The sequence below is a fragment of the Sphingorhabdus sp. genome, assembly GCF_050921905.1.
Classification (GTDB): Bacteria; Pseudomonadota; Alphaproteobacteria; order Sphingomonadales; family Sphingomonadaceae; genus Sphingorhabdus_B.
This window is the reverse complement of sequence record NZ_CP050888.1, coordinates 1,240,761-1,256,387: the sequence shown is the minus strand read 5'-3', so window position 1 is coordinate 1,256,387 and position 15,627 is coordinate 1,240,761. Positions and strand designations below refer to the sequence as shown.

Genomic DNA, 15,627 nt, shown 5'->3' with positions numbered 1-15,627 from the left:
TATGGCCCGCAAGCTTCCAGAACTGAAGCGGCGCAAGCCATCCATAGCTGAGCAGCAGCGCTTCATTCTGATTTGTGAAGGCGAAAAGACAGAAATTGCTTACTTCAAAGCCTTGAAAGCCCAGTATCGCAGCGCGCAGATTTCAATTGAATATGTTGCTCCCGCTGGAGTGCCGATCACCATCATGGATAAGGTAAAGGCCCGCATGGCGGAGCTTCGGCGCGAACAACGCAGCAATCCATCAGTAAAGGCCGACACGGTTTGGGCCGTCTTTGATCGAGACGAGCATCACAAAGTGACCGAAGCCATTGCGGGGCGTCAAGTTTCTGGAGCCCAGGTGGCTTATTCAAACCCTTGTTTCGAAGTCTGGTTGGTTCTTCATCACGAAGACTATCACGCTTCTGATGACCATCACCAAGTACAAAAGCGTTATCAGAAGCTTGATCGCGCTTATGATCCAGATGGAAGTAAAACACCCGATTGTGGGTTTCTAATGAACCGAGTTGAGGAAGCAGAGAACCGAGGCGAGCGTCAGTGCAAGAGCCGTGAGGATGAAGGAATGCCATTCGGTAGGCCATCAACCACAGTGTATAATCTCACCCGGGCCATTCGTGCGGCGGCGGAAGCTTCAAGGCCCAAGCGTTCCTGAATTTTGCATAAATCCCAAGAAAGCAACTTTCAGCATGGGTAGCTCATTTAATTTCGCGTACAATTGCCAAAGACATAGGACCGAAAAAACTGAGTGAAATCGATAACACCAGCCACGCCATACAAAAAATGGCAGGAGTTGGGGGACTCGAACCCACGACCCTCGGTTTTGGAGACCGATGCTCTACCAACTGAGCTAAACTCCTGCACTCCGCTTTTCAGCGGAGAAGGGTGCCCTTAACGCCGATATGCGAAGGGGGCAAGTCTGCTTTCGACAATATCACGCCGTTCCAAAGATTGTCACCCCCGACTTGTTCGGGGGGCCATGGCCTGACGGGCTGGTTTACACCGCGCGTTCGGACCATGGATCCCCGCTTTCGCGGGGATGACACGGATTTTTGGACTGCTGGCCTTTAGCGTTTAGCCTTTAGAATTTGAACCCGGCCTCAACGCCCCAGACGCGCGGTTCGTTGACGAAGCCGGTCAGGTTGTTGAAGTCGATGCCGCCGACGGCGGACGTATCCTTGGTGATGTTACGGACGAAGGCCGAAATATCGAATGCGTCGGTTTTATAGCCAATGCGCACGCCGCCTTCGAGCATGCGTTTGTCCTGGAATTCAACCGATTCATACAAGAAGAAGTTGATTTTCGACCGATATGCCCAATCGGTGAAGGCATAGACTTCGCCGTCACCTACAGGCACGCCATAACGTGCGGTCCAGTTGGCGATCCATTTGGGGCTCTGCGGCAGGCTGTTGCCGTCGATGTTGACGATGGCGGCGGAGAAGGGTGCTGCGGCAACGACGATGGGGTCAAGCGGGGTGCACAAGGACACGTTCGGGAACGTATCCACGCGCGTTGCGCCGCATGCTGCGGTGGTCAGGCCGGTATCTTGAATGCTGGTGTTGTTATAGCTTAGGCCAGCGGTCAACAACAGTTGCGGCAGGGGCTTGAATTCAATGTCGGCTTCAAAACCATAGCCACGGACCATATCGGCGTTGATCAGGCGGTTGGCGTTTACGCCGCCGCCCACTGCGGTCAATTGCGCATCTTTCAGCTCATAATAAAAACCGTTGATGTTCAAACGCGCACGGCCGTCGAGCAAGGTCGATTTGATGCCGCTTTCATAGGATGTGATCGTTTCCGATTTGCCCACGGTCACGCCGCTTTCCAACGGCGTTGCGGTTGCGGGTGGGAACAGGATGCGGCCCTGAATCGACGGCGCGCGATAGCCACGGGCAACGCGGGCATAAAGGTTCACGTCATCGGTGGCTGCATAGGTGCCGCTGATATCCCAGGTCAGGTTATTGTCGCTGACATCACGGCGCACCGTGCCAAGCGGGTTTCGCAGGAAGCCGGGGAACTGGCTATCCTTGCTGCGCACCGCGACAAAGTCCCGCTTGTCATCATTATACCGCAAGCCGCCGGTGACACTGAACTGATCAGTCAACTGATAGGTCATCGAACCGAACAGGCCATAAGCCTTGCTGTCCTGAACCTGCGAGACAAGGATGTTGACGCCATCGACGGCGTTGCTCGCATCACCCAAGGTTGAGTAATTTTCCGAAACAATCTCAAGCTCTTCGTCAAAATAGAAGACGCCAGCCTGATAGCTTAACGGGCCGTCATTGTTGCTGGCGATGCGGAATTCCTGCGTGAACTGCGTCAGATTGGGCACGCTGTCGCGGGTTTCGGCGGTGAAGGGAATTTCGCCGGGGCCATAGAGATTGCGCGGCAAGAAGTTGGCGCCAAAGCCGCCATCGACATCGCCGACCGAGGTTGCATCACCCTTCCAATAGCTGGTGACCGAAATCAAAGAGACAGGGCCAACATCATAGGTCATGCGCGCGGTCATATTCTGTGTATCGACGCGCTGTTCGTTCTTGCCGTCGGTTGACACGCGATAGCGGTTGAAGTTTGCGTTCAGGCCCTCTTGCCCGCGCGTGAACACATTGGCGCGGAACACGCGTGCGGTGCCGTCCAACGAACGGAACTGGCCGGTGAGCAAAATGTCGAAATCATCGCTTGGCTTGATCAGGAACTGCACGCGCGCGGCATATTCCTTATACCCTTCAAACGCGTCCTTCGTGGTCTTGGCGGGAAGGGCATTGTCGATATAATCGTCTTGGGTTTGGTACATGCCCGACACCCGGACGCTGACCTTTTCGCCCAAGGGACCGCCAAAGCCGCCTTCGACATTGACGGCGTTAAAACGGCCATAAGAGATTTTGCCATAGCCACCAGCGACATCGCTTGGTTTGACGCTGTCGAACTTGACGATACCAGCGGTGGTGTTGCGACCAAACAAGGTGCCTTGCGGCCCGCGCAACACTTCAACGCGCTCCATATCGAAAATCGGGAAGCCCTTAAGGATTGGGTTTTCCAAAACGACATCATCATAAATCAAGCTGACCGGTTGTGATGCGTTAAAGTCAAAGTCGGTGTTGCCAAGGCCGCGAATATAGAAACGCGGAAAGGTGCGACCAAAGGAGGATTCGACCAACAGGCTTGGCACGCGCCCCGACATGCCGCGAATATCGACGCCACCTGCGGTCAGCGCATTCAACTGATCGCCGCTGACGGCGGTGACGGACAATGGCACATCCTGCAGATTTTCTTCACGCCGTTGTGCGGTGACGACGATTTCGTCCAAAGCCGCGCTATTTTGCGGGGTTTCGTCCTGCGCAAAAGCGGCAGGTGCAATGAAAAGGCCGGTAGTGGCAACCGCGATAGCGGCGCTGGATGCCATGATTGAGCGGATGGAACGCATAAACTTCTCCCTGTGGTCACGAAATTAGGAGGCGGAATCATGGTCGCGCTCCGGATACTCAATTATGGATTTACGGTGCCCTGTCACAGAATCAACAAGGCTTTGCAATAAAAGTGAAATTTTGCGCGGACTGTGGCAGTTTGGCACTAAGGGTTTGGGGTCAGGTCAACCAACTGCACAAAACCATCGAATTGCCCTTGGAAAGCTCGCAGTCAAACCCAGGGAACATGTCCGGTGATTTTGGGGCACGCAGAGGCGCGGAGACGGCCAGAGGTGTTTTGGGGGATGACGCCAAGTTACCGGAATTCCCCTCTCCCCTTGCGGGAGTTTGTAATGGTCAGGCATCACGCTCGGCTATCGCCCTTCGGCCCGTACATTTTTTTATCACGCAAAGGCGCAAAGGCGCAAAGAAGTGCTAGCCCAACCGGTCATCCTGAACTTGTTTCAGGATCTTACTTAAGCACCGCCGCGAAGAAATAATAAGATGCTGAAACAAGTTCAGCATGACGGGTTGTTCCGGGGATGACGCACCTGTACCGTAATTCCCACCGCGATTACGGTGATACGCGATTACTGTGACAGTGCACTAAATTATTATGCGAAGCATATTGGCGGCGCGCGCTCTGGCTATCCTGACCATCTGGCGTGGTGATACCCTGAACGTGCCCCTCCACCGTCTGCGACGGTCCCCCTCCCCCGGTGGGGGAGGAAATATTTCGAATTACGGTGGGAATCACCGTGACAATTGCGTCATCCCCGAAATAGCTTTGTCCTATGACGGGTCGGGCCAACACCTTCTTTGCGCCTTTGCGGCTTTGCGTGATAAAAACTCTATCCGGTGTCCTGACCCTAAAAGCTCATCTCGTCATAGACGCGCGAGACATCGCCGTTCCATTCGCCGTGATATTTCTCCAACAATATTTCTGCGACGGTTTTGCCGCTGGCGACGATTTCGCGCAGCGGGTCGAGATAGCCGGTTTCATTGTCACCGCTGCTGTTCAGGCAATTGCGCGCGGCCAAGCCGGATGACGATATGTCGAGAATGCGCCCCGCCAAGTCCAACAACTTGCCGCCGCCGGGTATTGCGGCGTTCAGGCCTTGGGCGGGCACCGCGCTGCGCAGCGTCTCGCGTTCTTCCATCGTCCAATGCTTGACCTCGTCCCATGCGGCATCCAACGCAGCTTGGTCATAGAGCAAGCCGACCCAGAAAGCGGGGAGCGCGCAGATGCGGTTCCACGGGCCGCCATCGGCACCGCGCATTTCCAGAAAGCTTTTCAACCGCACTTCAGGAAAGGCGGTGGACATATGGTCTTCCCAGTCGCTGACCGTGGGTTTTTCACCCGGTAGCACCGACAGCTCACCCTTTAGGAAATCGCGGAAATCTAACCCCGCCGCATCGATATATTTGCCGTCGCGATAAACGAAATACATCGGCACTTTGAGCATATAATCAACATATTGTTCATAGCCGAAATTGGCATCGAACACGAAAGGCAACATGCCCGTGCGCTGCGGATCGGTGTCGGACCAGATATGGCTGCGATAGGACAGATACCCGTTTGGCTTGCCCTCTAGGAATGGCGAATTGGCGAACAACGCGGTGGCAAGCGGTTGCAGCGCAAGCGATGTGCGGAATTTATGCGCCATGTCGGCTTCGCTCGCATAATCAAGATTGACCTGAATCGTGCAGGTGCGCAGCATCATGTCGAGGCCCATGCTGCCGACGCGCGGCATATGGCGTAGCATGATGTCATACCGCCCCTTGGGCATGATCGGCAGTTCAGCGCGCGTCTTATCAGGCCAAAGCCCCAATCCTAAAAAGCTGGTGTTCGTCTTGTCGCCAATGGCCTTTACCTGTTTCAAATGCCGCCCGGTTTCAGCGCAGGTTTGATGCAGGTTTTCCAGCGGCGCGCCCGATAGTTCAAGTTGGCCCGCAGGTTCAAGACTGATGGCACCGTCGCTACCGCTCATGGCGATAACCTTGCCGTTTTCGTACACAGGTTCCCAACCAAATTCGGCCATCGCCATTAACAAATCGCGAATGCCGCCCGGTTCGTCATAAGACGGGGCATGGTGATCGTTACGATTATACACGAATTTTTCATGCTCGGTGCCAATGCGCCAGCGGTCCTTGGGCTTTTCACCCTTGGATATTGCGGCAACCAATTGATCGCGCGTTTCGATGACGGGACCGACGCTGTTGGAAACGGTTTTTGTGCTCATGGCGGCGGTTTAGAAATGTCGCGACGATATTGCCAGTAGATTAATGTTATCGCGTTATGCACTGTTGAGGTCCTGACCCTAAGCCGACCAGTCGCCGTTTTTTGCCATCCAAACGGATATTGCGGCAACCGCAGCCGTGTCCGCGCGTAATATGCGCGGGCCAAGCGACACGGGCCGCGCATACGGATGCGCACGAATACAGGCATTTTCGCTATCGGTGAAGCCGCCCTCTGGCCCGATCAACAGGGCCGCTGGGCCAGCGCTTATGGCGTCCAGAAACGGTGCGCCACCGCGTTCGTCGCAGAAATATAGTATCCGGTCGGCTGGCCAATCCTTCAACAAAGCATCCAATTTCGTCAGCGGCGCAATCTGCGGCAAGGCGGTGCGTTCGCATTGTTCGGCGGCCTCAACCATATGCGCGCGCAGGCGGTCATCCTTCACCTTATCGACCACGCAACGCGCGGTCAGCACGGGCACAAAGCGCGCCACACCCAATTCGCACGCTTTTTCGGCGATCCAGTCAAACCGGTCCTTTTTGATCAAAGCTTGGGCGATCCAAAGATCGGGCGTTGTTTCGCGGCCGCGCAGTTTTGCTTCAACCGTAAGATCAAGGTCGCGTTTGCCGATGTGCGTGACGATGCCGAGATATTCGCCCGAAATATCGTCGAACAATTTGACCGGCGCACCCTCTTTCAAGCGCATCACACCGATGAGATAATGCGCGCTATTGCCGGATATGTTGAGCGACGCGCCCAGCGCCAGCGGTTGTTCGACAAACAAGCGCGGCGTTGATTTTGGCGGCCAGGCGGGTGTTGCGGGCATGGCCTTGTGCCTAGCTGCAAAAGCGGGCGGCGTCATCTATCAACTTATGCGGCAATAACTTCGCAGATGACGCGCGCCATAATTTTTGGCAGGGCCGTCTTTATGACGCCTAAACTTGTCCCCGACAGCGAATATACCGGCGTTATTGCCCTGTTGCCGGTGAAGCTGCGCGCTTTGGCGCTATTGGCGCGGTTGGACCGTCCGATTGGCTGGTGGCTGTTGTTCTGGCCATGTATATTCGGGCTGGCGCTATCGGGTGGGCTGATTGCGCGCTGGGACCTTGCATTATGGATGCTGCTCGGCGCGATTGTGATGCGCGGGGCAGGGTGCGTGTATAATGACATTGTCGACCGCGATCTCGACGCGCAAGTCGCGCGCACGGCGTCGCGGCCCTTGCCCAGCGGCGATATTGGCCTGCGCGGCGCTTGGGCGTTCCTGCTTAGTTTATGCGCTTTTGGCCTGCTGGTGCTGTTGCAGCTTCGGTGGGAGGCGCAGATTGTTGCGGTCAGCAGCCTCCTGCTTGTGGCCGCTTACCCGTTTATGAAACGCATTACATATTGGCCGCAAATCTGGCTTGGGCTGGTGTTTAGCTGGGGCGCATTGGTCGGCTGGATGGCGATCATGGGGCAGTCCAATGCGGCGATGTTCTGGTTGTATGCGGGCACGATATTTTGGGTTGTCGGCTATGACACCATCTATGCCATGCAGGACCGCGAAGATGACGCCTTGGTCGGGATTAAATCGAGCGCCCTGCGGCTGGGCGGCAGCGTCCGGTTGGGCGTGGCGGCGTTCTACGTCTTGACGATTCTGGGATGGGGCATGGCGATTTGGAGCGTTCGGCCCGAAAAGCAGGCGCTTATTGCCTTGCTTCCGGTCGCCTTTCATCTGTGTATGCAGGTCGCATCGCTGAAATCCGATGGCAGCAACGCGCTCGGCCATTTCCGCTCAAACCGCGTGGCAGGGTTGCTGGCCGCGCTTGCCTTTTTGGTCGTTGGCGCGGCTGGACAATCATAAACCACCGCTGAGGGAGAGCGCATGGAACATCGTCATTCCTTACAAAAACTACGTCATTCCCGCGCAGGCGGGAGCCCAACTCCCATTCTATTGGCACCAACTACCGTTGCTGCGAAAGTGGAGGTCAGGAGTTGGATTCCCGCCTACGCGGGAATGACGAGGCATGTTTGTGAACAACGGCGATAGGTGGAAGCTATTTAGGGGATGATGCATATTTTACCGCAATTCCCTAAATCACCCCTCCCCTTCAGGGGAGGGGAAGGGGGTGGGGCCTGTCGGCGTTGCGTAAACCTATATGCCCCACCCCAACCCCGTGGAGGGGGACTGGTCCCTCCACGCCTAAAGGGGAGGGGCTTATTTCCCCCTACACTTGGTTTCGATGACCGGTGCGTTATCCCACTAAGTAATTTCACTTCGAGTCAGGCTTGCTCAAGACGATGAAGAGCCGCATTTACGCTTCCCCCCTCAACCCAAAATCTCCGCCTGCGCGTAGCCAAGCGCTTCGCCCAAAGCCTGCAAACGGCGCAGCACGCTGTTCGACTGTAACCGCACCGCTGAGCCGCTTAAGTGCAGCCGTAACGTCGCGCCGTCGCCGTCGATGCGGCTGTTGGGTAATGCGCCGCCGGTGCCGCCGTCGAGGCGGTGGGCCAAGCGGATGGCTAGGCCCCAGATGACGGCTTGCGCCAGCGCGCTAGCCGTGGCCAAGGCGAGCAGCATTTCGGGTAAGGTCCGCTTTCCGGCATGCACCGTCCATAATGCCGCGGCGATCACCGCGCGGTCGCTGGCGCTGACGCCGGGCCAACTGCCGTCGAGCGCAAGGTCGAGCGCGTGGTCGGCGCGATATTCGGGGTTCACGTTCCACACGCTGTCGGACAGCAAGCACGCCGCGCGGCACAATCTTGCGTCATGCGCGCTTTGCCCCGCAAAGACCGGCGCAATCCATTGGGCCAGCGTATCGCCGTGAAAGGGAAAGCGCCCCAGCCGTTCGCCTTCAAACCGGGCCGCCGCGATCAACGGGTCTTGGCTGCGCTCCTCTGCGGTCAGTTGTTCGTACAACAACCCCTCCCGCAGGCCGTAGATGCTCGTCACAAGCTTGCGGGGCTTTAACAGCCCGATTATGCCACCCAACAAAGCGGTCGCCCCCGGTAGCGCCGACATACGGCCCGCAGCGACGACGTTTGACCGCGTCAGCGCGTCGCGATCTTGCGCAAGTGGCGCGAGCAATTCGGGGGCCTCAGGCGGCATTTCATAATTGGATAATATGGTCAGCGGATAGCCGGTTTCATGCATATACAAACGCGCAAAAGTCCGCCACGAACCGCCGATCATGTAAAAGGGCAGGCCGGTTTCTATCGGAAAGGTGCTTTTACCCATCGTTCTGGCAATATCATCGCGCAGCATTTGCGTGATTTGCTTGGCCGATTTGCCCGTCAAAATGTCATGCCGTAATGTGCCAAGCGGCAGCGACACCCGCGCGCCCAATTTGCCGTCGGCGATGCGGATAAGTTCAAGGCTGCCGCCGCCCAGATCGCCGACATAGCCATTGGCGAAGGGATTGTCGCTGAGCACACCATAGCCCGCCGCCGTTGCCTCGGCATCGCCGTCCAACACATCGACGCGAATGCCCAAGGCAGCGGCCTTATCGACCAACTCCTGACCGTTTTTTGCTTCACGCGTTGCGGCGGTGGCGACGACGCGCATGCTGTCGACCTTCATCGTGCGCGCAAGTGTTTCAAAGCGGGCCAATGCGGCCAGCGCCTTTTTCATCGTCGCCTTGTCAATTTCGCCGTCGCCTGCAAGGCACGCGCCCAGCTTTACGCGGCTTTTTTCATTGTAAATGGGCATAGGCGCGCGCGGCGATCCGGCATATACCATGAGCCGGACCGTGTTGGAGCCAATATCTATTACGGCCTGACGCACCGCCTTCATCTTTGTCGGACGAGGCTCAAAGTTGGAACCTGCTTGTCATCCGCGAGCGCGCCTCCGCGTCCCGAAAGCGACGCATTGGTCATGAAATAATGATGCAGATTAAATGGCATACTTCCGGCTTTCACCCTTTCATAACGCCCGTCCGGACGGAGCATCCAGCTTTGCTGATTGTCGAGCAGGTTTGCAACCATAACCTGATCAAGTATCTGGTCATGGACGGTAGGGTTTTCAATTGGCAGCATATATTCGACGCGGCGGTCGAAATTGCGCGACATCCAGTCCGCAGAGGAGATGAAGACCTTGGCATCGGGATTGGGCAGATCCGCGCCATTGCCCATCGCCCAGATGCGGCTATGTTCCAAAAAGCGGCCGACGACCGACTTTACGCGGATGCGCGACGACATGCCCTTTACACCGGGCCGCAGGCAACAAATGCCGCGCACCACAAGGTCGATTTCAACCCCGGCTTCGCTCGCCTGATATAATTTGTCGATGACCGCCTTATCGACCAGCGAGTTGAGCTTTGCCCAAATTGCGCCGGGCCGGCCGGCGGCGACATGGGCGATTTCATCGTCAATCAACGACATGATCTTTTCCCGCAAGCCAAGCGGGCTCATGGTCAACAGCTTCAGCTCCGTTGGCGGGATATAGCCGGTGATATAATTGAATATCTGCCCGGCATCATGGCCGACGCGCGGGTCGGCGGTAAAGAAGCTGATGTCGGTATATACTTTGGCGGTGATCGGGTGATAATTGCCCGTGCCCAAATGGCAATACGTGCGGAAACCATCCGCCTCACGCCGGACGACCAGAGAAATTTTGGCGTGGGTTTTCATATCGACAAAGCCGTAGACGACCTGAACGCCCGAATTTTCCAACTGCGATGCCCAATGCAGGTTTTGCTCTTCGTCAAACCGGGCCTTTAGCTCGACAATTGCGGTAACCGATTTGCCAGCCTCGGCAGCTTCACACAGCGCACGGATGACGGCGGATTGTTTTCCGGCGCGATACAATGTTTGCTTTATGGCCACGACGTCCGGGTCCACTGCGGCCTGTTGCAGGAACGCGAGCACGACGTCGAAGCTTTCATAAGGGTGGTGGATGACGATGTCTTTTTGGCTGATCGCCGAAAAACAGTCGCCATCATGTTCCAATATGCGTTCGGGAAAACGCGGGAAATATGGCGGGAATTTCAGCGTCGGGCGGTCTTCGTCGACCAACTGGCTCAAATCGCCAATGCCTAAGAATCCGACGGTTTCGACAACAATCGACGCGCCTGCGCCAAGTTCGGAACGGATCAACGTCGCCAATTCGCTTGGCAGGCCTTTTTCCAGCTTCAGCCGGATAATCCGCCCGCGACGGCGGCGCTTGATAGCGCTGCGGAAATACCGCACGAGGTCTTCGGCCTCTTCCTCCACTTCGATATCGCTGTCGCGGATAATGCGGAATGCGCCAGCGGCGATCAAGCGATAATCTGGGAACATCTGGCCTACGAAATGCTTGATCAACGCCTCAATGGTGACGAACCGTGTGCCAAGGCCGGGCAGCCGGACAAAGCGGGCGAGCGATTGCGGGATCATCACCAATTGCCGCACAACCTCTCCATCATCCTTGCGGCGCATATCGAAAATGAGGCTCAGGCCTTGGTTGGGAATGAAGGGAAACGGATGCGCAGGGTCCAGCGCCTGCGGTGTAAGCACCGGCAAAATTTGTTCGCGGAAATATTTGCCCACTTGCGTTTGCAGCGTCTTGCCCATCGCGGATGGTTGAACGATCTTAATGCCTTCGCCGGCCAGTTCCTTCATCAATTTGCGCCAAAGCTTTTGCTGCTGGATCATCAACCGGTCGGCGGCGGCAACGGTGTCGGCGAGTTGTTCGGAAGGCGTGCGGCCATCGATCGACAGCTCTTCGATCTTTCGTTGCTGCTGCCCGCGCAAGCCAGCCACGCGGACCATGAAAAACTCATCAAGGTTGCTACCGGAAATCGACAGGAAACGGAGCCGCTCCAGCAAGGGGTGCGCTGGGTTCGACGCTTCTTCCAACACGCGTTCATTAAATTTCAGCCACGACAGTTCGCGGTTAAAATAGCGCGCATCGGCAGGCGTTTTTTGGGCTTTCAATCTGCTCGGACCTGGCACGGACTTCACGAAAAATTTCCTTCTTCAACTGCTAAGGCGCGGTGCCATGGAAACATTGCATATTTACGGCACCAGAAATGTAAAATGTAACAATATTGTCATCAAATTGTCATTGCTGATAAGCTGAGGAGTCACAACCCCTACCTAATGGCAATTTTTTTAAAATTGGCATTTTTAGGGACTAGATTTATGCAAATGCGTTCTACTCAATCACGCAAACTCTCACGCAATGCGATGCTTTGCGGCGCGGCTTTGCTGGCGATATTGCCTTCATCGCTGATGGCGCAGACTGCGCCAGCGGATGCAGCAGAAGACGACGCCATCATTGTGACAGGTTCGCGGCCAATCGCTGAATCCGAAGCAGCAGCCCTGCAAGTTCAAAAAAATTCGGATTCGTTGGTAACCGTTGTGGCGTCGGATTCGGTCGGCCGTTTGCCTGATCAGAACATTGCACAGGCAACTGGCCGCCTTCCCGGCGTTGCTGTGGAACGTGATCAGGGACAAGCGCGCTATATCAGCATCCGTGGTGCACCAAATTATTGGACAACCCTTTCATTCGACGGCATAAATGTTGTTAGCCCAGAGGGCCGCGATGCACGTTTTGACTCTATCCCATCGGCTATCGCTGCACAGATCATTGTGTCCAAGGCCGTAACGCCGGACATGCCGGGTGAAACGGTATCGGGCAATGTTAACGTCATTACCCGCTCTGCGTTTGATTATAGCGGTCTGCACTTTGCCGGTAAGGCGGGCTATGGCGTTGCCGAACTCGGCAACCAACCACAATATGAAGGGTCGGCTGTCGTCTCGACCCGCGTTCCTGCTGGGGAAGGCGAAATCGGCATTCTTGTTTCAGGCAGCTATTACCAGCGCGACATGATCACCGACAATTTCGAGACTGATTATGAGCGGGTCTCACAGGACCAACGGCCCGGTGCTCTCACGCGCTTTTGGGCGCATGAAACCGAGAATAAGCTGTACCGTTTAACGCGCCGTAACTGGTCGGTTTCAGGACGTCTGGATTGGAAACCCAATGCCGACAACATGGTCTCGCTACGCTCAATTTACACGACGTTCACCGATTACGAAATGCGCGACAATTATCGCTTTGACCTTGATGATCGTCAGAGTGATCTGGTTGCCAATACGGCGGCGTGCGGAACTGCGGTAAACCCAACGCCAGCCACAACAGGCTATGCCGATGTCTGCATCGGGAATACCCCGCTTCAAGGAACCGTTTACGGCATCGATATTCGCCAGCGTTCGACGCTTCGTTCTTTTGAACAGTCGATTTTTACCAACACCCTCGAAGGTACGCATGAATTTGGTGATGGCTGGAAATTGAACTGGCTTGGCAACTACACGGAATCGAAAGATGATCGTTCCGTGGTTGGCGAAACAACGTGGGACAGCCCAAGCACACGCAATTTGCGCCCAACGGTAGCCTATGATTTTAGGGATCCAAATGCCGCACGTTTAGCTTTGTTCAACACAGTCCAGCTCAGCAGCCCGACACGTTATCAGGCTGGTACGTCGGTTACGGCTATCGACAGCTTCACCAAGCCACTCACGTCGCTCAACGTGCTTGACGCCGTTGATACAACGAAAGCGTATACCGCAAAATTTGTTGTCTCACGCGAAACGGAACTCTTGGGCGGAGATGCGGTCTTAAAAGCGGGTTTCCAATATGATCAGCGCACCAAGACGGTTGATGAAAGCAGTATTTCCCTCAACACTGCCGCGCAATTTGCGACGATCGGTATCTCAACCACCTATAATGGTTTAAGCCTTGATACTCCCTTCAAGGGCGAGATACCGATGGGGTACACGTTCCGTTATTTTGATGCCGATAAAATGCGCGCGGCGAGCGACGCTGCACGCAAGAATTTCTCCTTCACCCCTGTGCTTGGAAATATCTACGACGTTGAGGAAGAGGTGATCGCGGGCTATCTGATGGGGACAGTGCGTTATGACTGGGGTTCTGCCATCGGCGGTGCGCGGATCGAACGCGTGCGGAACAGTGGAACGGCGGTGGCAACGATTGGCAGCGTTACTGCACCTGTGACTGCAGAAAGCTCCGGAACCCTTGTATTCCCCAGCATGCACCTCAATTTCGACGTCGATACCGACAAGAAATTGCGCATTGGCTTTACCAGCGGTGCCGCGCGTGCCGATTACGACCAACTGCGCCCGAATGTTGTTGTCGATGACAGCAATCAACGGATTTCTGGCGGAAATCCGGCTGTAAAGCCGGAGCGGTCTTATGGTTTGGACGCTTATTATGAATATTATGTCCAACCGCAGGGGTACTTCATGCTGGGTGCATTCTACAAAAAGGTGGAGGACGTGCTATACACGTCGCGCAGCACATTTGGTTCCAACGCGCTTGACACCAATGGCGTTGACCGTTCGGGTTATGCCTTTAGCGGCATTACAAACGGCGGCTCGGGCCGGGTGTTTGGCGTTGAAACGGCTGCACAGATGCAGTTAGACCCCTATATCTCCGACCTTGGTTTGCCCGATTGGATGGGCGGCTTTGGCATTACTGCCAATGCCACCTACAATGACAGTGAAGTTACCAAGCCCGCGATACGTGATACCGCAGGGGCTATTGTCTCACCGGAGCGTAAGGTGCCGTTGCCCGGCACATCAGAGGTCGTTTACAATGTCGGCGCTTATTACGAAAAATATGGCTTGTCGCTGCGGCTGCAGTATCAAAACCGTACAAGCTGGGCCGACGGCTTTGCAGACAATCTCGACAGCGCCGGTGATACATATTGGGCAGAGGATGACGAGCTCGATTTTTCGGTACGGTATGAAATATCAAATGGCATAGAAATCTATTTTGATGCCGCGAACTTGCTCAACAATCCTGGCCGTCGTTACTCCGATCCTTCGAACATTTTGAATGCACAAGGCAACGCGACGCCATTCACCAGCAGGTATACTATTGAATATGAGCGTTTTGGCCGCCGTTACTCCGGCGGTATCCGCGTGAACTTCTGATGGGTAAGCCGCTCCTCCTTTTGCCATTGTTCCTCGCCGGTTGCGCTTCGACGCAGCCGGTGATGAGCCCTCTGCCCACGGCGTCGGTCACGGCCAAATTGGAGACGCAGCCTGTTGCGACGATGGAGGATGCGGCGGATGATCCTGCGATTTGGCGTAACGCGGCGTATCCGGCCCAAAGCCTGATCATCGGCACCGACAAGCGTGCGGGCATTCATGTCTATGATTTGCAGGGCCGTCAGGTCAGTTTCACGCCGTCGCCACGCCTCAATAATGTGGATCTGCGCGATGTCGGGGGTGGCATCGGTGTCCTCGTCGCCGCCAGCGACCGTCAGGACCTTGCGCAGGCACAGATGGCGTTGTTCCGGCTGGATACTGCGGCTCGGAAGTTATTGCCTCTGGCGACGCTCCCTGTCGGGCGTGGAGAGGCCTATGGCATGTGTCTGTGGCAACGCGCGCGCGACAAGGCATTGTTCGGCTTTGTCGTGTTGAAAGATGGCCGCATTGATCAGGTCGCGATTGATCTTAACAATGCCGTTCCGACGGGCAAAGTTGTGCGCAGCATGAAATTGGGCACGCAGTCCGAAGGTTGCGTCGTCGATGACCGCACCGGAATATTATATGTGGCCGAAGAAGATGTCGGCCTTTGGAAATTCGATGCTTCACCCGATGGCTCGACTGTCCCCACGGCTATTGCCAAGGCTGATGGCAAGGAAATCGTCATGGATGCCGAAGGCGTGGCCTTAGCACCTTCCGGCACCGATGGCGGATATGTTATCGTATCGAGCCAAGGCGACAATGCTTATGCCGTCTATAAATTGCCCGAGGCCAATTATGTTGGCCGTTTTCGCATCAATGACGGGGTAATTGACGGCGTTCAGGAAACCGATGGTATTGAATTGATGCTTGGTGATTTTGGCGCAGATTTTCCTGAAGGGCTTTTTGCCGTGCAGGATGGCGATAACCGCCCTGCGACCCAGAATTTCAAGCTCGTCGATTGGGCCGGAATCAAACGCGCACTCGGTTTATAAAGGCAAGTTGCCTTAGGGGCAGGACCACTTAAATCCCACCTTCGGG

Annotated in this window: 9 protein-coding genes and 1 tRNA gene; 4 read left to right on the top strand and 6 right to left on the bottom strand. The window is 55.8% G+C overall.

Translation table 11 applies throughout. From position 1 onward, the window contains the following. The first annotated feature begins 1 nt into the window (after window position 1). Entirely contained in the window at window positions 2-649 is a 648-nt protein-coding gene (locus HEQ18_RS05940) for an RloB family protein (RefSeq protein WP_432815894.1), read from the top strand. 129 nt (window positions 650-778) lie between these two features. Here HEQ18_RS05940 and HEQ18_RS05935 read toward each other — a convergent pair. The 4 genes from HEQ18_RS05935 to HEQ18_RS05920 form a co-directional block, all read right to left on the bottom strand. Next, window positions 779-854: transfer RNA gene (locus HEQ18_RS05935), tRNA-Trp, on the bottom strand. A gap of 221 nt (window positions 855-1,075) precedes the next feature. Next, window positions 1,076-3,418, bottom strand: a complete 2,343-nt coding sequence (locus HEQ18_RS05930) for a TonB-dependent receptor (protein ID WP_432815893.1) — start codon at window positions 3,416-3,418, stop codon at window positions 1,076-1,078. 849 nt (window positions 3,419-4,267) lie between these two features. Next, window positions 4,268-5,641, bottom strand: coding sequence for a glutamate--cysteine ligase (locus HEQ18_RS05925; RefSeq protein ID WP_432815892.1), 1,374 nt, complete (start codon window positions 5,639-5,641; stop codon window positions 4,268-4,270). A gap of 78 nt (window positions 5,642-5,719) precedes the next feature. Further along, on the bottom strand, window positions 5,720-6,463 hold the full coding sequence (locus tag HEQ18_RS05920) for a 16S rRNA (uracil(1498)-N(3))-methyltransferase (RefSeq protein ID WP_432815891.1): 744 nt from the start codon (window positions 6,461-6,463) through the stop codon (window positions 5,720-5,722). A gap of 102 nt (window positions 6,464-6,565) precedes the next feature. Here HEQ18_RS05920 and ubiA point away from each other — a divergent pair, with 102 nt between their 5' ends. Then, on the top strand, window positions 6,566-7,477 hold the full coding sequence (gene ubiA / locus HEQ18_RS05915; protein WP_432815890.1) for a 4-hydroxybenzoate octaprenyltransferase: 912 nt from the start codon (window positions 6,566-6,568) through the stop codon (window positions 7,475-7,477). 465 nt (window positions 7,478-7,942) lie between these two features. Here ubiA and HEQ18_RS05910 read toward each other — a convergent pair whose 3' ends face one another. Together HEQ18_RS05910 and HEQ18_RS05905 are read right to left on the bottom strand one after the other, a co-directional pair. Then, window positions 7,943-9,397: a Ppx/GppA family phosphatase gene (locus HEQ18_RS05910; RefSeq protein WP_432815889.1), complete on the bottom strand. Its 1,455-nt coding sequence runs from the start codon at window positions 9,395-9,397 to the stop codon at window positions 7,943-7,945. Window positions 9,398-9,402: 5 nt separating this feature from the next. Continuing rightward, window positions 9,403-11,526 (bottom strand): RNA degradosome polyphosphate kinase, encoded by a 2,124-nt coding sequence (locus HEQ18_RS05905; RefSeq protein ID WP_432815888.1) that lies wholly within the window; start codon window positions 11,524-11,526, stop codon window positions 9,403-9,405. 207 nt (window positions 11,527-11,733) lie between these two features. Between HEQ18_RS05905 and HEQ18_RS05900 the strand changes: the two genes are divergently transcribed. Both HEQ18_RS05900 and HEQ18_RS05895 read left to right on the top strand, forming a co-directional pair. Beyond that, a complete protein-coding gene (locus HEQ18_RS05900; protein ID WP_432815887.1) occupies window positions 11,734-14,550 on the top strand; it encodes a TonB-dependent receptor in 2,817 nt (938 codons plus the stop codon). After that, window positions 14,550-15,581: a phytase gene (locus HEQ18_RS05895; protein WP_432815886.1), complete on the top strand. Its 1,032-nt coding sequence runs from the start codon at window positions 14,550-14,552 to the stop codon at window positions 15,579-15,581. The genes HEQ18_RS05900 and HEQ18_RS05895 overlap by 1 nt, the downstream gene beginning before the upstream one ends. The last annotated feature ends 46 nt before the right edge of the window (window positions 15,582-15,627 follow it).

Coding starts and splice junctions, on each gene's coding strand:
- HEQ18_RS05920 (WP_432815891.1), bottom strand. CDS start 6,463: ATGCCCGCAACACCCGCCTGGCCGCCAAAATCAACGCCGCGCTTGTTT.
- HEQ18_RS05940 (WP_432815894.1), top strand. CDS start 2: ATGGCCCGCAAGCTTCCAGAACTGAAGCGGCGCAAGCCATCCATAGCT.
- HEQ18_RS05895 (WP_432815886.1), top strand. CDS start 14,550: ATGGGTAAGCCGCTCCTCCTTTTGCCATTGTTCCTCGCCGGTTGCGCT.
- HEQ18_RS05930 (WP_432815893.1), bottom strand. CDS start 3,418: ATGCGTTCCATCCGCTCAATCATGGCATCCAGCGCCGCTATCGCGGTT.
- HEQ18_RS05900 (WP_432815887.1), top strand. CDS start 11,734: ATGCAAATGCGTTCTACTCAATCACGCAAACTCTCACGCAATGCGATG.
- HEQ18_RS05925 (WP_432815892.1), bottom strand. CDS start 5,641: ATGAGCACAAAAACCGTTTCCAACAGCGTCGGTCCCGTCATCGAAACG.
- ubiA (WP_432815890.1), top strand. CDS start 6,566: ATGACGCCTAAACTTGTCCCCGACAGCGAATATACCGGCGTTATTGCC.